At 69.1% G+C, this 18206-nt stretch carries 17 protein-coding genes; 6 read left to right on the plus strand and 11 right to left on the minus strand.

All coding sequences use genetic code 11. The features are described from left to right. Positions 1-44 precede the first annotated feature (44 nt). Positions 45-779, plus strand: coding sequence for a phytanoyl-CoA dioxygenase family protein (locus EV651_RS11190; RefSeq protein ID WP_238156807.1), 735 nt, complete (start codon positions 45-47; stop codon positions 777-779). Between the two features lie 78 nt (positions 780-857). Further along, positions 858-1151 (plus strand): HU family DNA-binding protein, encoded by a 294-nt coding sequence (locus tag EV651_RS11195; protein WP_133784873.1) that lies wholly within the window; start codon positions 858-860, stop codon positions 1149-1151. Positions 1152-1154: 3 nt separating this feature from the next. On the opposite strand, the gene EV651_RS11200 is transcribed toward EV651_RS11195, so the two are convergent. Further along, on the minus strand, positions 1155-2186 hold the full coding sequence (locus EV651_RS11200) for an SMP-30/gluconolactonase/LRE family protein (RefSeq protein WP_133784875.1): 1032 nt from the start codon (positions 2184-2186) through the stop codon (positions 1155-1157). 143 nt (positions 2187-2329) lie between these two features. Between EV651_RS11200 and EV651_RS11205 the strand changes: the two genes are divergently transcribed. Further along, positions 2330-4273 (plus strand): M13 family metallopeptidase, encoded by a 1944-nt coding sequence (locus EV651_RS11205; protein WP_133784877.1) that lies wholly within the window; start codon positions 2330-2332, stop codon positions 4271-4273. 111 nt (positions 4274-4384) lie between these two features. On the opposite strand, the gene EV651_RS11210 is transcribed toward EV651_RS11205, so the two are convergent. The 9 genes from EV651_RS11210 to EV651_RS11250 form a co-directional block, all read right to left on the minus strand. Continuing rightward, positions 4385-5842, minus strand: coding sequence for an aminopeptidase P family protein (locus EV651_RS11210; protein WP_133784879.1), 1458 nt, complete (start codon positions 5840-5842; stop codon positions 4385-4387). A 43-nt stretch (positions 5843-5885) separates the two neighbouring features. Beyond that, positions 5886-6302 carry an aspartate 1-decarboxylase gene (panD, locus tag EV651_RS11215; RefSeq protein WP_133784881.1) on the minus strand — a complete coding sequence of 139 codons (417 nt, stop codon included), beginning with the start codon at positions 6300-6302 and terminating at the stop codon, positions 5886-5888. 45 nt (positions 6303-6347) lie between these two features. Then, the gene (locus EV651_RS11220; protein ID WP_133784883.1) at positions 6348-8522 is read right to left on the minus strand and encodes an MMPL family transporter; all 2175 of its coding nucleotides are present in this window, start codon (positions 8520-8522) and stop codon (positions 6348-6350) included. Between the two features lie 81 nt (positions 8523-8603). Next, positions 8604-9284, minus strand: coding sequence for a response regulator transcription factor (locus EV651_RS11225; RefSeq protein WP_133784885.1), 681 nt, complete (start codon positions 9282-9284; stop codon positions 8604-8606). Beyond that, positions 9187-10452, minus strand: a complete 1266-nt coding sequence (locus EV651_RS42315) for a sensor histidine kinase (protein WP_133784888.1) — start codon at positions 10450-10452, stop codon at positions 9187-9189. The genes EV651_RS11225 and EV651_RS42315 overlap by 98 nt, the downstream gene beginning before the upstream one ends. Before the next feature lie 75 nt (positions 10453-10527). Then, positions 10528-11982 carry an FGGY family carbohydrate kinase gene (locus tag EV651_RS11235; protein ID WP_133784890.1) on the minus strand — a complete coding sequence of 485 codons (1455 nt, stop codon included), beginning with the start codon at positions 11980-11982 and terminating at the stop codon, positions 10528-10530. Continuing rightward, positions 11969-13366 carry a trehalose-6-phosphate synthase gene (locus tag EV651_RS11240; RefSeq protein ID WP_133784892.1) on the minus strand — a complete coding sequence of 466 codons (1398 nt, stop codon included), beginning with the start codon at positions 13364-13366 and terminating at the stop codon, positions 11969-11971. The genes EV651_RS11235 and EV651_RS11240 overlap by 14 nt, the downstream gene beginning before the upstream one ends. Positions 13367-13373: 7 nt before the next feature. After that, positions 13374-14375, minus strand: coding sequence for a Gfo/Idh/MocA family protein (locus tag EV651_RS11245; protein WP_133784894.1), 1002 nt, complete (start codon positions 14373-14375; stop codon positions 13374-13376). After that, positions 14366-15769: an amidase gene (locus EV651_RS11250; RefSeq protein ID WP_238156808.1), complete on the minus strand. Its 1404-nt coding sequence runs from the start codon at positions 15767-15769 to the stop codon at positions 14366-14368. Before EV651_RS11250 ends, EV651_RS11245 begins: the two co-directional genes overlap by 10 nt. Before the next feature lie 149 nt (positions 15770-15918). Here EV651_RS11250 and EV651_RS11255 point away from each other — a divergent pair, with 149 nt between their 5' ends. The 3 genes from EV651_RS11255 to otsB are packed head-to-tail and all read left to right on the plus strand — an operon-like array spanning position 15919 to position 17746. Continuing rightward, positions 15919-16227, plus strand: coding sequence for a DUF3263 domain-containing protein (locus tag EV651_RS11255; protein ID WP_130443900.1), 309 nt, complete (start codon positions 15919-15921; stop codon positions 16225-16227). Positions 16228-16286: 59 nt separating this feature from the next. Then, positions 16287-16916 carry a LytR C-terminal domain-containing protein gene (locus EV651_RS11260; RefSeq protein ID WP_238156809.1) on the plus strand — a complete coding sequence of 210 codons (630 nt, stop codon included), beginning with the start codon at positions 16287-16289 and terminating at the stop codon, positions 16914-16916. Then, on the plus strand, positions 16913-17746 hold the full coding sequence (otsB, locus tag EV651_RS11265; protein ID WP_133784900.1) for a trehalose-phosphatase: 834 nt from the start codon (positions 16913-16915) through the stop codon (positions 17744-17746). Before EV651_RS11260 ends, otsB begins: the two co-directional genes overlap by 4 nt. Here otsB and EV651_RS11270 read toward each other — a convergent pair. Continuing rightward, positions 17712-18179: a hypothetical protein gene (locus EV651_RS11270; RefSeq protein WP_133784902.1), complete on the minus strand. Its 468-nt coding sequence runs from the start codon at positions 18177-18179 to the stop codon at positions 17712-17714. The genes otsB and EV651_RS11270 overlap by 35 nt on opposite strands. Positions 18180-18206 lie beyond the last annotated feature (27 nt).

The following is an 18206-nucleotide window of genomic DNA, read 5'->3' on the forward strand; positions in this document are numbered from 1 at the left end:
CGTCTAACGGATATGTGCTCGATGAGCAACGGTTGGGTGAGCTGGTGGCGGTGCCTGAGGAGGAGCGGGGCGATCGGCCGCAGCTACGCGCACGATTGCAGCGGGACGGGTACCTGTTCCTGACCGGTCTGCTGGACCCTGCGGTGGTGCTGGCGTTCCGGGAGTACTACTTCGGGTTGACGGGGGCTGTTGCGGACAGAGCGTCGTACCGGAAGGTGCTGTTCGAGGAGATCGTGCCGGGGCCTGAGTACGCGGCCTTCTGTGCGCAGCCGGCGTTGAAGGGCTGGTTCGAGTGGTTCCTTGGTGGTGAGCCGTTCCTGCACCGGCGGAAGATCATCCGGCAGACAGCGCCGGGTGAGAACGGCATCGGTACGGCGACCCAGGCGCACTACGACCTCGTATACCTGCGTGGCGGCAGTGACCAGGTGCTGTCCGCGTGGATCCCACTCGGCGACTGTCCGGTCAGTCGCGGCGGGCTGACCTACCTGGAGGGCAGCCACCACAGAGTGCTCGAGGAAGAGGCAGCCGGCCGGCTCAAGCGCCCGGCTGCGTCCATCACCGCGGACCTGCCCGCTCTGGCTACGCAGTACGACGCCAACTGGCTGGTCGCGGACTACGCCGCCGGAGATGTCGTCGTACACACCGCACACAGCGTCCACGCGGCCCTCGACAACGTGTCGACGGAGCTCCGCCTGTCGACCGACATCCGCTACCAGCGCGCCGACGACGCGATCGACAACCGCTGGCAGAACCACTGGCACGACCAAGACGGCCTGTAATCACGAAGGCTTCTCGCTAATGACAATCATTGCGGTTAAGGTGTTGCTCGGAAGTGTGAACCGAGTCTGAGGAGAGCCGTGAACCGGAACGAACTGATCGCCGGCGTGGCGCAGAAGGCGGGTATCCCGCGCGGCCAGGCCGAAAACGTCATCGACGCGCTGGGCGACGTCGTCACCGAGGCTGTGCAGCGCGGCGACAAGGTGTCGCTGACCGGCCTGCTCAGCATCGAGCGGGTCATGCGCGCCCCGCGCACCGGCCGCAACCCGCAGACCGGCGAGCCGCTGAACATCCCGGCCGGCTACTCCGTGCGCCTGTCGTGCGGAAGCCGCCTCAAGGCCGCGGCCCGAGGCGACCTCCGCACCGTCCGCTGACCCTCAGCGGCGGACAGCCGTGGCCCAGTAGGGCGTCGTAGCCGTCGGCGGAGTGCTGAACCGGGCGTTCACCAGGTACAGCCGGGACCCGAACGCGGCAGCGGTCGTCGGGATGTCGAAGCTCGCATCGGTAATGGTCCGGATCTGCCGGCCCGTCGTCCCGGCCCGGTCGAGGCGCACCACCGCGACCTGGTTGGAGAAGTTCTGCACGACGTACAGCAACCGTCCGAGCAGCAGCATCCCGTCACCGTTCGTCATCAGCGTGCCGCCGAGGTTCACGCGCTTGGTGACGCCGGTCCGCGGATCGACCCGGAACAGGAATCCGGTCGACGACTGCACGATGATCAGCGCCCGGCCGTCCGGCGTCAGCGTGATGCCGTTGCCGTTGAAGCCGGTCGGATCGTGCACGTAGTCGCCGCTCAGCGGAACGGTCCGCACCTTGTTCAAGAGCCGGCCGTGCCGGCCGATCGGCACCTGGTAGACGACGGGACGACTGGAGTCCGTGAACCAGGCGCTGGTCCTGCTGAGCACCACGTCGTTCACGAACGTCGCCGTCTGGGTGGTCAACGTGTAGCTCTTCAGGATCTTGCCGGTGCGGATGTCGACCACGCGGGCGTTCCCTGCCGATCCGCCGGCGATCCACAGTCGTCCGCGGTTGTCCGCCTTCAGTCCGACCGACGGCGTACCGGGTCCCTGGCTGATCACCTTTCCGCGCCCGGTGCGCAGCGTGGCGGCGTAGATGTCGCCGTCGACGAGCGATCCGAAGTACGCCGTACCGCGGCTGATCGCGATGCCTTCCGGCTGGAATCCGTCCGGTAGGGCGATCCGGGTCGGGAAAACCCTGGACTGCCGGGATGTCTGCCGGGATGTCCGCTGGTCGCCGAAGCGGATCCGGTCACAAGGCGAGTCGTAGACCGAGTGCTTGACGACGGCCGGCCCCGGCGCGGGTGCACCGGTGGCGGCCGCCGACGTGGAGACGAGGCCCATCAGCAGGACGGGCAGGCCGAGAGCGGCCATCACGTGACGTTTGTGCATGATTCCTCCCCTTCGTCACACCGTAGGACGGCCGGCGCCGATCGGGAACGGCTCACCGGTCGAGGCGCGGGAAACCGAACCGGCGGATTCGCGAACCGGGTATGTTCGCTGGCAGCAACTCGACTTGGGACAAGGGGTCAGGGATGACAGCAGAACTCGACGACTCGGTGGCGGTTCGCCCGCAGGACGATCTGTACCGCTACGTGAACGGTGCGTGGCTGGCGGAGCACGAGATTCCCGCGGACAAAGCGATCCACGGCGCGTTCCACGCGCTCCGGGACACCGCCGAGCAGGACGTCCGCGAGATCGTCGAGAAGGCCGTCGCCGCCGGGCACCCGGAAGGCAGCGAGCCGCGGAAGATCGCCGACCTCTACAGCAGCTTCATGGACACCGAGAGGATCGAGCGGCTGGGCGCCGAGCCGATCGCCGAGCAGCTCGCCCTGGTCCAGGGCGTGACCGACGTGACCGGGCTCGTGTCCGTCCTCGGACAGCTCGAGCTGCAGGGCGTGCCCGGGGTCCTTCACTACTGGGTCGACGCCGACGCGAAGAAGTCCGACGAGAACATCGTCCACCTGACCCAGGGCGGCATCAGCCTGCCCGACGAGTCCTACTACCGCGAGGACAGCTTCGCCGAGATCCGGACGGCGTACGTCGACCACGTGGCGACGATGCTGGAGCTCGCCGGGCTGTCGGACGCGACCGCCGCCGCCGAGCGGATCATGGAGCTGGAGACCCGGGTCGCCGGCGCGCACTGGGACCGGGTGAAGGAGCGCGACGTCCAGCTCACCTACAACAAGCTCGACCGGGCCGGGCTCGAGGAGCTGACGCCCGGATTCGACTGGGCGACGTGGCTGGCCGGTGCCGGCGTGCCGGAGAGCGCGTTCGCGGAGGTCGTCGTCCGCGAGCCGGACTTCCTGACCGCGGCCGCGGCGGCGCTGCAGGAGATCGACGTCGATCGGTGGAAGGAGTGGCTGGCCTGGCGGGTCGTGCACAGCGCCGCGCCGCTGCTGAGCCAGGCGTTCGTCAACGAGAACTTCGCGTTCTACGGCAAGACCCTGACCGGTGCGCCCGAGCTGCGCGAGCGCTGGAAGCGCGCTGTCGGCGCGGTCGAGCAGGCTCTCGGTGAGGCCCTCGGCAAGCTGTACGTCGCCGAGCACTTCCCGCCCGACGCCAAGGCCCGGATGGTCGAGCTCGTGGAGAACCTGGTGGCCGCCTACCGGCAGCGGATCGAGGCGCTGGACTGGATGGGCCCGGACACCCGGCAGCGGGCGCTCGACAAGCTCGGCACCTTCATCCCGAAGATCGGGTACCCGGACGAGTGGAAGGACTACTCGGCGCTCGAGATCGACCCGGCCGACCTGTTCGGCAACATCCGCCGCTCGGTCGCCGTGGAGACCGCGCGGGACCTCGCCAAACTCGGCAAGCCGGTCGACCGGAACGAGTGGCGGATGACGCCGCAGACCGTCAACGCGTACTACAACCCGCGGATGAACGAGATCGTCTTCCCGGCCGGCATCCTGCAGCCGCCGTTCTTCGACCTGGTCGCCGACGACGCCACCAACTACGGCGCGATCGGCGCGGTGATCGGTCACGAGATCGGCCACGGCTTCGACGACCAGGGCTCACGCTACGACGGCGACGGCAACCTGAACGACTGGTGGACCGACGCGGACCGCGCCGCCTTCGAGCAGCGCACCGACAAACTCGTCGCGCAGTACGACGTTTTGGAGCCGGCCGAGACCCCCGGCCAGAAGGTCAACGGCAAACTCACCCTCGGCGAGAACATCGGCGACCTCGGCGGCCTGTCCATCGCGTACGTCGCCTACCAACTGTCCCTGGACGGCACCGAGACCGAGGAGGAGTTGCAGGCCGGTGCCGAGCGCTTCTTCGCCGCGTGGGCGTACGCCTGGGCCACCAAGACCCGCCCCGAAGAAGCCGCCCGCCGCCTCACTATCGACCCCCACTCACCCCCGGAATTCCGCTGCAACGCGGTGGTGAAGAACATCGACGAATTCCACAACACCTACAAAACAACCCCCTCCGACGCCATGTGGCTCGCCCCCGAGGACCGCGTCCGCATCTGGTAACGCCACGACCGACCCCCGAGTCGTGGGGATTGGCTGGTGAGGACCGGCCATCCTCCACGACTCGAGGGTTCCGGGGTGAGCCGATTGCCACGACTCGGCGGCGCGGGAGGGTTACGAGGACATCCAGGTCTGGATGTCGTCGACCGTGCGGGGCATGGCTTCGGAGAGGTTTTCGGGCCCGTTGTCGGTGATGAGGATGTCGTCCTCGATGCGGATGCCGATGCCGCGGAGGTCCTCGGGGACGGTGAGGTCGTCGGACTGGAAGTAGAGGCCGGGCTCGACGGTGAGGACGTAGCCGGGCTGGACGGGGCCCTTGCGATAGTTCTCGTCGCGGGCCGACGCGCAGTCGTGGACGTCGAGGCCGAGCATGTGGCTGACGCCGTGCAGGGTGTAGCGCTGGTACAGGCGGCTCTCGGGATCGAGCGCCTCCTCGGCAGACACCGGCAGCAGCTCCATCGCGTCCAGGCCGCGGACGATGACCTCCATCGCCGCCTCGTGCCCGGCGCGGAACGTCGCACCCGGGGTGAGCGCGGCGATCCCGGCGTTCTGCGCGTCCAGCACCAGCTGGTACAGGTCCCGCTGGCGCGGCGTGAACTCACCGCTCACGGGCAGCGTCCGCGTGATGTCCGCGGTGTACAGCTGCCGGTTCTCGACGCCCATGTCGAGCAGCATCAGCGTACCGTCGTTCACCGGGCCGTCGTTCTCGATCCAGTGCAGCGTGGTCGCGTGCGGACCGGCCGCGGCGATCGACGTGTACCCGACGTCATTGCCCTCGGCACGGGCCCGGCGCCAGAACGTGCCCTCGATCCAACGTTCGCCGTACTGCCGGACCTTGTCCATCTCGGCGAGTACGTCGGAGAAACCGCGGTGCGTGATGGCGACGGCGTCCCGCAGCTGCTCGAGCTCGTACGCGTCCTTGACCAGCCGCAGCTCGGACAGTGTCGCCGCGAACTCCCCGTCCTTGAGCTGCTCCGTCCGGGCACCGCTCAGCAGCGAAGCGATCGACTCGTCCTCGCCCCGACGTACCCGCGTCGGTACGTCGCTCTTCAGCGCGTCGGCCAACTGGTCCACGTGCCGCGTCTCGATCCCGAACTCCTTGGCGGTCTCGGTCAGCGACGGGCGCCGGCCGGCCCACAGCTCGCCGTACATCCGGTCGCGCCAGAACTCCTCGCCCTGCGAGCGGTCGGCGCGCGGGCGGAAGTACAGCACCGAGTCATGGCCGGTGGTGCCGTTCGGCTCCAGGACCAGGACCGCGTCGGAGGTCTGGTTGCCGGTCAGCCACACGTAGTCGGTGTGCGGGCGGAAGACGTAGTCGGTGTCGTTCGAGCGGACCTTGTAGGTGCCGGCCGGGATCACGAGCCGCTCGCCCGGGAACGCCTGCGACAGCGCGTCCCGGCGCTTCGCGGCCCACACGCCGACATCGCTCAGTGACAGATCGTGCCGCTCGGAGTCCGCCCAGCCGGAGTTCATGAACGCGCGCAGCTTCGGGCTCGGCTCGTTGTCGTGGGAGGCGGTCTTCGGCGCGGCGGCTTCGGTGGCGGGGTCGGCGGTCTCGGTCGGGTCAGTCATCGTCGACCAGTCCTCATCTCGGCGGCGGTGGCGCCGGTCGTGGCTACGGATGCAGTTGGTCCCCGCGAAGCGTGCCGCTGTCGGGAAGCGCCTCGGCGGGGTCGGAACCGATGCGGGTGATCGCATTGTGCTCGTCCACGAAGACTACGCTCGGCTCGAAGATCTTCGCCTCGGCGGTGTCGAACATCCCGTAGGCGATCAGGATCACCAGGTCACCCGGGTGGATCAGGTGCGCCGCGGCCCCGTTGATCCCGACGATCCCGGACCCGCGCGGCCCTTCGATCAGGTACGTCGACAGCCGCTCACCGTTGGTGATGTCGACGATGTCCACCTTCTCACCGGGCAACAGGTCGGCCGCCTCCATCAACGCGGCGTCCAGCGTGCACGATCCGACATAGTCCAGATCGGCCTGCGTCACCGTCGCCCGGTGCACCTTCGACTTCATGATCTCCCGCCACATGGCGGCCATGATCCGGGCGAATCCGGTTCCTGTCAGTGGCCGCAATCACCCAACCGGTTCAGTTTCCCGTTCGACCGCCGGCCGGCGGCGGAGGGAGTCGCCTTCGACGTCGACGTTCGGGAGAAGCCGGTTCAGCCAGGCGGGAAGGTACCAGGCGTGCCGGCCGAGGAGTGCCATGACCGCAGGTACGACGGTCATCCGTACGACGAACGCGTCGAGCGCGACCGCGAGGGCCAGCCCGAAGCCCATCTCACGGATCAGTGTCTCCCCGGACAGGATGAACCCGGAGAAGACCGCGGTCATGATCACCGCCGCCGCGGTCACCACCCGCGCCCCGTGCGCGAACCCGTCGACCACCGCCACCCGCGGCGCGGCGCCGTGGACGTGTTCCTCGCGCATCCGCGTCACCAGGAAGATCTGGTAGTCCATCGCGAGCCCGAACACCACCCCGATCAGGAAGATCGGCAGCATGCTGATCACCGGCCCGGTCTGTCCCGAGATGCCGAACAGCCCGGCCAGCCAGCCCCACTGGAAGACCGCGACCAAGGCACCGAACGTGGCCACGACGGTGAGCAGGAACCCGAGCGTCGCCTTCAGCGGGACCAGGATCGAGCGGAACACCAGCATCAGCAGCAGGAACGCGAGCCCGATGATCAGCGACAGGTACGGCAGGAGCGCGCCGCCGAGCTTGTCCGAGATGTCGATGCTGACCGCGGTCGCCCCGGTGACCGCCACCTCGGCGCGATCCTGGTCGGGCATCGACCGGATCGCCTCGACCAGGTCCTTGGTCTGCTGCGTACTCGGACCGCTCGACGGGATCACGGTCAGCAACGCCGTGTTCCCAGCCGGGTTGAAGACCGGTGGCGTCACCATCGTCACGTCCGGCAGCCCGCGTACGGCGGCTGCCGTCGCGGTGGCCGCCGTACGCGGATCGGTCGACGCGCCGGCCTCGACGACCACCATCAGCGGGCCGTTGAACCCAGGACCGAAGCCCTCGGAGAGCAGCTCGTACGCCTTGCGCTGGGTCGAGTCGGGCGCCGCGGTGCTGTCGTCGGGCAGCCCCAGCTCGAGATCGGTCGCCGGGATCGCGAGCGTGCCGAGACCGATCACGGTCACCACCAACACCGCCAATGGACGCCGGGTGACGAAGCCTGCCCACCGGCGGCCGATCGTCGTCCGTCCGGCCGCTTCCGGATCGCCGCCGCGCAGACCGGGGATGCGACCGCCGAGCACCCGCCGTCCCGCGAACCCGAGCAGCGCGGGCAGCAGCGTGAGCGCGATCGCGACCGCGATGACCACGGTGAAGGCGGCGGCCAGGCCCATCTGGGTGAGGAACGGGATGTCGACCACGAACAGTCCGGCCAGCGCGATCACCACGGTCAGACCGGCGAAGACCACGGCAGAGCCGGCCGTGCCGACCGCTCGGCCCACCGCCTCCTCCGGCTCCAGTCCGGTGCTCAGCTCATGCCGGTACCTGGACATGATGAAGAGCGCATAGTCGATCGAGACCGCGAGGCCGATCATGAGCGCAAGGATCGGCGTACCGGATCCGATGTCGACGAAACCGCTGATCGTCGAGATCGCGGTCACTCCGAGTCCTACCCCGATGATTGCCGACAGCAACGGCAGTCCGGCGGCGATCAACGAGCCGAAGGTGATCAGCAGTACGACGGCAGCCACGCCGATACCGATCACCTCGGTGAGCTGCTGCCCGCCCTGCGGTTGCATCGCGTCGCCGCCGTACTCGACCGTGAGTCCGGACGCGCGGGCCGGTCCGACCGCGGCGGCGACGGCGGCCTGCGCCTCCGGCGTGATCTCCTGCGCGGGGACCTTGTAGGTGACCTGCGCGTACCCGGTGCGGCCGTCGGCGGAGATCGCCTTGGCACTGAACGGGTCGACGACACGGGCGACCTGCGGTGCGGTCGCGAGCTTGTCCAGGGTCTGCTGGACCTGTGGCGTGTCGGTGAGCTTCTGGCCGGCGGGTGCCTGGAACACGATCCGGGCGGTCGCGGCGTCGGCGCCCGCCTGCGGGAAGCGTTCGTTGAGCAGGTCCGCGGCGCGCTGCGACTCGGTGCCGGGGATCGAGAAGCCGTTGGCGGTCGGGCCGGAGAGTGTGCCGGCGCCGACTGCTCCGGCAGCCAGCAGTCCCAGCCATACCAGGAGCACGAACCGGCGGCGGCGGAACGCGAATCGGCCGAGCCGGTAGAGGTACGTAGCCATGCGGCCGATGCTTCCGGCATGCGGCCGTCGTCCGCGTCTGCTGCCGGTGGGCTTCTCGCCGTACCGCGTTCGCCGTACCCGCTACTGCGTCTGCGGTACGCCGGGACGCACGAGGCCGGTCTGGTACGCCAGTACGACGAGCTGCGCGCGGTCGCGGCAGTCGAGTTTCACCATCGCCCGGTTCACGTGGGTCTTGGCCGTCGACGGGGAGAGCACGAGGCGTTCGGCGATCTCGTCGTTGGACAGGCCGAGGGCGACCAGGCCGACGATCTCGCGTTCGCGGTCGGTGAGGACGTCGAGGACCGTGGGTCCGACCTGGTGGCCGGGGGTGGGTTCGGCGAGGAAGCGGTTGATCAGGCCGCGGACGGCCTTCGGGGACAGCAGGGCGTCGCCGCGGGCGACCACGCGGATGGCGTCGATCAGTTCGGCCGGTTCGACGCTCTTGCCGAGGAAGCCGCTGGCGCCGGCGCGGATCGCGTCGAACACGTACTCGTCCACCTCGAACGTGGTCAGGATCAGCACCTTCACGCCCGCGAGCGCCTCGTCCGCGGTGATCACCCGGGTCGCCGCGAGGCCGTCGACCTCGGGCATCCGGATGTCCATCAGCACCACGTCGGCCCGCTCGGACCGCGCCAGCTCGACGGCTTCCCGCCCGTTCGACGCCTCAGCAACGACCTCCAGATCGGGTACTGAACTCACCAGCACCCGGAACCCGCTCCGGATCAACGTCTGATCGTCGGCCAGCAGCACTCTGATCGTCACCCAGATCTCCCGTCTCCAGAGGAAGCACAGCATGTACGGCGAACCCGCCACCAGCCGCAGGCCCCGCCCGTAGCTCCCCACCGACCGCGCTCACGCGCTCCCGCATCCCCACCAACCCATGCCCACCTCTTGCTTCTGACGTGCTGGCTGGAGCAGGTCCGTTCGTGACGGTGATCTCCAACGCGCTGGATCGGTGAATCAGCTGAACCTCAGCCGCCGCGCCGGGGGCGTGTTTGAGGACGTTGGTGAGGGACTCCTGGACGATGCGGTACGCCGTGAGCTCTATGACGTCCGGGAGTGCGCCTAGCGAGGCAGGCGGCGTCCAGTCGACCTCTACACCGGCTGCTGTGAACGAGCGGATGAGGGCGTCCAGCTCGTGCAGGGACGGCGTAGGCGCCGTGGGAAGCGGTGAGCCGGAGCGACGCAGGACCCCGAGGAGCACGGTGAGTTCTTGGAGGACAGTGCGACCACCGGAGCGGACCAGTGAGAGGGCGCGTTCCGCCTCGTCCGGTTGAGTGCGGAGGATATGTGCCGCGACACCCGACTGCACGTTCATCAAGGCGATGTGGTGAGCGATCACGTCGTGCAGCTCGTGCGCGATTCGTAACCGTTCTTCGATCACCCGCCGTTGAGCCTCTTCGTCCCGCGACTGCTCGGCCCGTACGGCGCGTTCCTCCAGCTCCAGCAGGTATGCGCGCCGGTATCGCACCGCTTCTCCGATCGCGCCCGAGAACAGCACGAAGAAGGTCAGACCGAGGTTGTCGAGGACGTCCCCGCCGACGAACAACGCCTCGGCGGTCAAGCTGACCAGCGCCGTGGCCACGACCGCGATCGAGCGTGTCGGCCGGTCCTTCGACAGGACGACGGTGTACGCCGCGACGCCCATGTAGATGACGATCGGGCTCTTGCCCTGCTCGGCGATCACGAACGTCGTGGTGATCATGGTCGTGATCGCCAGCACGAGCAGGGGCGCCCGGCGCCTGAACGTGATCACGACCGCGCCGGCGATCGCGAGCAGCACCACCGTCTGGTTCAGCTGGATGCGCTCACCGACGTGCCGTCCACCCGGCACCACCAGGTTGATCAGCAGGATCACGAGGGCAACAGCAAGGTCCAGCGCCAACGGATGCCGCGCCAAGGCACGACAGAACCGGGTGAGCCGTTCCATCCCTTCACAGTACGTGTCCGCCCGTCGGACCACCTCGTCCAGCGGCAGTATCCCCGCCGTACCGCATCCGCGGTACTAGATCGACGACGCCTGTACGGCCAGCTCCCGCAACGCACCGTAGCGGGGGCGGAGGTCGGCGACGCGGGAGACCTCGTCCGGGACCGGGGTCAGGTGCTCGCCACCCGGGTCGGGGGACAGGCCGAGAGCTACGGCGGCCGCCCCGCGGGCGCCGACCTCGGCCTCGGCGCAGACCGTGGTCGGGCGGGCGAAGGTGGCGGTCAGGCAGCGGCGCCACCACTCGGAGGCGTCGATCCCGCCGCCGCCGAGGACGACCTCCAGCTCCTGCCCGAACAACGAGTCGAGGATCCGCAGTCCGCGGTCGATCTCCAGTGACGCTCCTTGGAGTGCTGCCGCGAGCAGTTCGGCCGGGCTGTCGTCGAACGACAGGCCGAAGTACACGCCGGATCCGCCGGGCACCACCGCGGGTGGCCTGGTGCCGGCCATGAACGGGATCGCGATCGCGCCCGTCGCCCCGATCTCGACGCCGTTCGGCTCATCGGACTCCAGCCGCAGTACGCCGGTCAGCCACGCGTGCAGGTTGCCGGCGGCCGAGAACGCCATCCCGGTCACGGCCCGCTTGTCGTCGACCCGGTACCGCCACAGCTCCCACGGGAGCTCGGGCGCGTTCTCGATCGGGTGCACGACGCGTACGGCGGCCGACGTACCAACGGTCACCGCTGCGACGCCGGCGTCGTACCCGCCCGTCCCGACGTTCGACGCGGCGCCGTCGCCGGTCGGCGGATGCACGCGTACGCCGACCAGACCGGGCCAGCGGCGTTCGTACTCCTTGGACAACGTGCCCGTCCAGCCTGTGGGCACGATCGGCGGCAACCGGTCGGCCGTCACGCCGGCGATCTCCAGCGCCTCGTCGTCGTACGCGCCGGTCGCGAGGTCCAGCGTGCCGGTCCCGGATGCGATCGAGACGGACGTGACGCGTTCGCCGGTCAGCCGCTCGAGCACCAGGTCCGGCAGGCCGGCGAAGGCAGCCGGGGCGTCGTCGGCCAGGAGCCACGGGATCCGGCGGGTCCAGTACAGCCGGTGCAGCCACGCACCGGTGCGCGCGTGGAACGCTCGCTCGTCGAACGACGTACCGAGACCGAGGTCGACCGAGCGCGTGTCGGCCCACGTGATCACCGGTGTACGCGCGACACCTTTGTTGTCGAGCGCAACGATCGAGTGCCATTGCGAGGACAGCACGATCGCGCCGATGCCGTCCAGGTGACCGTTCTGCTCGAGCTCGTCCAGGCACCCGAGCAGGCCCTCGACGTACTCGTGCAGGTCGAGCGTCGCCGAGCCGTCATGGCCGTACGTCGGGGAGATCTTGTGTCGCGCCAGCGCACCGGGGATCGGCGCGGCGTCTTCTGACGAGAGGACCAGTGCCCGCGCCGACGACGTACCCAGATCGAGTGCGAGCACGCGGTGTCCTTGCTGCCCCACCCCACCGCCCCGGTCGGCCTCAGTCTTCGTCATGCAACGCCTTCAGGAAGGTCTGGGCCCAGAGGTTCACGTCGTGCGCCGCGAGGTGCTTGCGCATCGCCTTCATCCGCCGGCCGAGCTGCCGGTCGTCGGTGTTCATCGCGTCGACGATCGTGTCCTTCATCCCGTTGATGTCGTGCGGGTTCACCAGGAACGCCTGCCGGAACTCGTCCGCCGCGCCGGCGAACTCGCTCAGCACCAGCGCGCCGGTGTCGTCGTACCGCGTCGACACGTACTCCTTGGCGACCAGGTTCATACCGTCCCGCAACGGCGTCACCACCGCAACGTCAGCGGCTCGCAGCAGCGCGGCCATCTCGGTCCGCGAGTACGTCGTGTGCAGGTAGTTGATCGCCGGCGTACCGATCCGGCCGTGCTCGCCGTTGATCCGCCCGACCAGCAGCTCGATCTCGTCGCGCAGCACGCGGTACTGTTCGACGCGCTCCCGGGACGGTGTCGCGACCTGGATGAACACCGCGTCGTCGACCGAGATCCGCTTCTCGTCCAGCAGTTCGCCGAACGCCCGCAGCCGTTGCCGGATGCCCTTGGTGTAGTCGAGCCGGTCGACGCCGAGCAGGATGTGCGTCGGGTTGCCGACCTCCTGGCGCAGCTCGGCCGCGCGGGCGGTCGTCTCCGGCTGCCGGGCGAGGCTCTCCAGTTCGTCGACGTCGATCGAGATCGGGAACGCCTTCGCGCGGACGATCCGGTCGTCGGGCAGGTGGATCCGGTCGCCGCGGGTCCGCAGGCCCATCCGGTTGCGGGCCAGCCGGGCGAAGTTGGACGCCGCGCCGGGGCGCTGGAAACCGACCAGGTCCGCGCCCATCAGCCCGTCCAGGATCTGCCGCCGCCACGGCATCTGCGCGAACAGCTCGGTCGGCGGGAACGGGATGTGCAGGAAGAACCCGATGCGTACGTCGGGACGCAGCCGGCGCAGCATCGCGGGGACGAGCTGCAGCTGGTAGTCGTGCACCCACACGTCGGCGTTGTCGTCGGCGGCCTCCGCGGCGGCCTCCGCGAACCGCCGGTTCACCGCGACGTACGACTCCCACCACTCGCGATGGAACTCCGGCGCCACGATCACGTCGTGGTACAGCGGCCAGAGCGTGGCGTTGGAGAAGCCCTCGTAGTACAGCTGGACGTCCTCGGCGCTGAGCATCACCGGGACCAGGTGCATCCCGTTGTCGTCGAACGGGTCCAGCTTCTCGTCCGGGCTGCCCGTCCAGCCGATCCAGGCGCCGTGGTGGCCCTGCATCACCGGCGCCAGCGCGGTCACGAGACCGCCGGGACTTCGGCGCCACGCCGTACTGCCGTCGGGCATCTCGATCCGGTCGACCGGCAGCCGGTTGGCCACCACTACGAAGGAACTCCTACCGTTCGGCATATTCAGTTCATCCACTCAAATCGTCGTCGTCACCGGGGTAGCGGACCCCGATCTGTCTCCTGGTTTCGTCGAGCAGGTCGAGAATCTCGAGGGTGGCGGCGTGGGGGAGGGCCGGCACTTCGATCAGCCCTTCGCGCAGCGCTTGCATGACTGCGGTTGCCTCATAGTGGTACCCACGACCATGCGTCGGTACGTCGATGCGCTCCGCTCCGGAAGCGGTCGTGCGCACGTAGTACTCGGGGTGGTGGAAACGGTGCGGGACCTGCAGGTTCCCGTCCGGGCCGCTGATCGACGCGACCCACGGGTTCTGCGAGCGCAGGCCGCACGTCAGCGCGGCGACCGCGCCGGAGTCGTACCGCCACGCCATCGCGACGTTCACGTCGATGCCGTCGTCGTTCAGCGAACCGACTGCCTTCACCTCCGCCGGACGGCCGAGCGCCAGGAAGGCGAACGTCATCGGGTAGATGCCGCCGTCCATCAGCGAGCCTCCCCCGAGCGCCGGGTCGAGCAGGCGAACCGGCAAGGAAGACTTGTGGAACGCGAAGTCCGCGACCACCTGCTGCGGCTCGCCGATCACGCCGCTGTCCAGGTCCTCGAAGAGTGCCCGGATCACCGGGTTCGTGCGCATCCACATCGCCTCGGCGAACAGCGTGTTGTGCTCTTTGGCGACCGTGATCAGGTCCCGGGCCTGCGTGGCGGTCAGCGTGACGGGCTTCTCGCACAGTACGGCGACGCCGGCCTGCAACGCCGTACGGGCGACGGCGTAGTGCTGCGGATGCGGCGTACCGATGTAGAGCACGTCGACCTCGCCGGAGTCGATCAGCCGGCGGTAGTCGTCGTACGCGTGCGGGATGCCGAACTCGGCGGCGAACCTGTTCGCGCTGTCCTGGGAGCGGGAGGCGACCGCGGTCGCGACGGCGTCGTCACCGAGCAGCGCGAGATCGTGCGTGAACTGGGTCGAAATGTTGCCGGTCGCAACGATGCCCCACCTGACGCGATCTATACCCACTGTCTGAACTCCGGGGTCGGGAACGGTCCGTCTGCAGCGATTCTCGCGGTTTCCAAGGCGTGCGCCAAGCGAATGAGCGTGACCTCACTTCGCGCCGTACCGCTGATCGTGAGTCCGACCGGCAGTCCGGACACTACTCCGGACGGGACCGAGAGCAGTGGATAACCGGCCAGGGCCGCGTGCGACGAGGAGCTGCCGAGCACGTGATCGCCGTTCACCAGGTCGATGGTCCAGGCCGGTGAGTACGCCGGGGATACCAGCGCGTCGAGCTGGTTGTCTCGGAGCAGGTTGTCGATGCCGTCCCGGCCCGCGCGCAGTGCAGTGAGGCGAGCGGCGACGTACACGGGGGAGCTGAGGCCCTCCGTGGCAGCAGCACGTTCGAACAGCTCCTGGCCGAACCACCGCAGCTCCTGGTCCGCATGCTTCTTGTTGAACGCTATGAGGTCGTCCAGCGTCTGCGGGCCGCCAGGAACACGGGTAGCGAGGTACGACGCCATGTCGACCTTCAGCTCGTGCGCCAGCACCTGCAACTGGTCCTCGTCACCACCTGGTGTCGGCAACGACAGGTTGTCTACCAGCGTGGCTCCACACTGGCTGAGGAGCTCCAGCGCCCGCTCGGTCACCTGGTCCAGGCCGTTCGAGTAGCCCCACAGGGGACCGCGCGGTACGCCGATGCGCACGTTGCTGAGGTCCGTGCCGCGGCAGGCCTCGGTGTAGTCCGTCTGACCGCCGGTCAGAACGGAGAGCAGCGCTGCCGCCTGGGTGACCGTCCTGGCCATCGGCCCGGCGGTGTCCTGCGAGTGCGAGATCGGGACGATGCCCTGCTGGGGGACCAGGCCGACCGTGGGCTTCAGGCCGACGACTCCGTTCAACGCGGCCGGGCAAACGATTGAGCCGTTGGTCTCGGTGCCGATCGCATAGTCCGCCAGGCCCGCCGCGACCGCGGCGCCCGAGCCGGACGAGGAGCCGCCGGCCGAGCGGTTCAGCGCGTACGGGTTGCGGGTCAGGCCGCCGTACGCACTCCAGCCGGACGAGGACGCGGAGCCGCGGAAGTTCGCCCACTCGCTCAGGTTGGTCTTCCCGAGGATCACGCAGCCCGCTTCGCGCAACCGCCGTACCAACGGCGCGTCTTGCGGCGGCGGTGGCTGGTCGGCCAGCGCCAGCGAGCCGGCCGTGGTCGGCAGGTCCGCGGTGTCGATGTTGTCCTTGACCAGCACCGGTACGCCGTGCAGCGGCCCACGGACCCGTCCCTCGTCACGCTCGGTGTCGAGTCGGGCAGCTTCGGTGAGCGCGGCGGGGTTAGAGGTGCAGACGGCGTTGACCAGCGGGTCGACCTCACGAATCCGCCCCTGCAACTCCTCCACCAGCGCCACGCTGGACGGAGTTGAGCTCACCCCCAAGATCCTGCCAGAGTTGCCGAGATCAGGTTGTCCTGTCAGCGACACGCCTCGTGTCGTCCGAGCGGTGAATGACATCGCTGTTGTTCAGCACGTAGAGTGGCAGGCGGACGGACGATCACCGACCGCACAGGAGTCAGCTGCACATGGACAGCGCCAACGCCAGCTCTTCCGGCCCCGCCGAAGCTGCGCCGCCGGCCGTTGCCGGGCTCTCTGAGAGGGACGGCCAGATCCTTGCTTTTGAGCGGCACTGGTGGAAGTACGCCGGAGCGAAGGAACAGGCGATCCGGGACCAGTTCCAGATGTCGGCGACCCGGTACTACCAGGTCCTGAACGCGCTCATCGACCGGCCCGAGGCCCTCGCGCACGACCCGCTACTGGTCAAGCGCCTGCGCCGTCTCCGTGCGGCCCGCCAGCGCGCCCGCTCCGCACGCCGACTGGGCATCGAGGTCTGACCATGTCCCGCCTTCGGGCGTGCCGAGCGGTCCCACGCCTGCGGGGCGAGCAGGGGCAGGTGCTGTCTTCCCTTGTCGCGGTGGCTGCCGTGGTGGCGATCGTGGCCGGACTGCTGGTGCTGTTCGGGACGCGAGGACACGACAGCAAGGCCGACGAGAAGCCGGCCGGCGTGAGTACGCCGAAGCCCACCTCCGGGCCGTCGACCGTCGGCGCCAGCGTGCCGCGACCGTCCACGAAGCCGACCCCCGAGCCGACTGGTGCGCCGAGTAGCGAGCCGGCGTCGACCGCGCCGACTCAGCCGACCGAGACGACGCAGCCGTCGGAGACCTCGCAGCCGTCGGAGACCTCGCAGCCGCCCGAGACTACGCCGTCGACTCAGCCGACCCAGCCGGCGGTGACGATCCCGGCCGAGGAACGGCCGGCGATCGAGGTGTACAACAACACCGCGCGCAAGGGTCTGGCCGACAGCGTCGCGAACCGCGCCCGGCAGGCCGGCTGGACCGTGGCCGGGTCGCCGGACAACTGGCACGGCAAGATCGCCGAGAGCACGGTCTACTACCCGCCGGGCATGCTCGACGCCGCCAACCAACTCGCCCACGACCTAGGCATCGGCCGGTCCAAGGGCGCACTGGACAACATGAAGAAGGATCGCCTGACCGTGATCCTGACCTCGGACTACAGCGGATGAGTACTCCGGTCATCGAGACCGACTCGGGACGAGAGGGCTGGGAGGCCATCGTCTCGGACCCGGCGACCGCGGTGATCTCGTCCGACTTCGACGGCGTACTGTCGCCGCTCGTCGAGGACCCGGCGCGATCCCGGCCGGTCGAAGGCGCCCTGGACGCACTGGCCCGGCTCGCCCGGACCGTGAACCAGGTCGCGATCGTCACCGGCCGGCCCGCACTGGTCGCCACCGAACTGTCCGGTGTGAGCGGTCACCCGGGGCTGGGCAGTCTCGTCGTACTCGGGCACTACGGGCTGGAGCGCTGGGACGCGGCGACCGGCAAGGTGACGAGCGACCCGGTGCCGGAGGGTGTCGCGACGGCGCGGGACCGGTTGCCGGGGCTCCTGCGCGAGGTCGGCGTACCGGATGCGTTTGTGGAGGACAAGGACAGCTCGCTGGCTGTGCACACGCGTCGGCTGGAGGATCCGGTCCGCGCACTCGAACTGCTGCGGGCGCCGCTGACCGCGCTGGCTCAGGAGACCGGGCTGCGGTTGGAGCCGGGCAACCTCGTGCTCGAGCTGCGGCCGCCCGGCATCGACAAGGGCGTCGCGCTCCGCCGCCTGATCGAGTCGACCGGCGCGCGGTCGATCCTGTACGCCGGGGACGACCTGGGCGACCTCGCGGCGTACCGGGCGATCCAGGAGCAGCGGGAGACCGGACTACGTGGCGTACTGCTCGCCACGCGGTCCTCGAACGCGACCGAGCTGATCGAGGCCGCGGACATCGTCGTCGACGACCCGAGCGGTGTGGTGACCGTCCTCACGGCCCTTTCGGACGCGATCTCAGCCCGCTGAACGCCTGCGTCACGGTCTTGCCGATCGGCTGGATCGGGCGCTCGACGTACCCGCCCTCTCTCAGATCGGCGAGCCGTTCGAACGGGTTGCGCGACGCCGGGTCACCGGTGAGCAGGAACGAGACGACCACGCCCACGACGTACAGCGGGAGCATCGGCAGGCCGATCAGGCAGAAGTACTGCCACGAATGCCGCTCCTCGTGCCGGACGAGCGCCGGGTTGTCGAAGTACGCCCGCCCGTGCTTGCTCAGCACGACATTCCCGATCGTGAACGCCCCCGCGACCGGAAACCCGAGCTTGTATCCGTTCGCGAAGAACAACCCCCGAGGCCCCCGACTGAACGAAGCCCGCCCGATCACCCCGACCATCAGCCCGGCCACAGTGGTCAGATTGAGAAAGTTCCCCACCAACTTCACCCTCTGCCAGGCGGTCATGCGGCCCAGTATGCGGTTGTGTCGGTG

This window comes from Kribbella sp. VKM Ac-2571, assembly GCF_004362255.1.
Lineage (GTDB): Bacteria > Actinomycetota > Actinomycetes > Propionibacteriales > Kribbellaceae > Kribbella > Kribbella pratensis.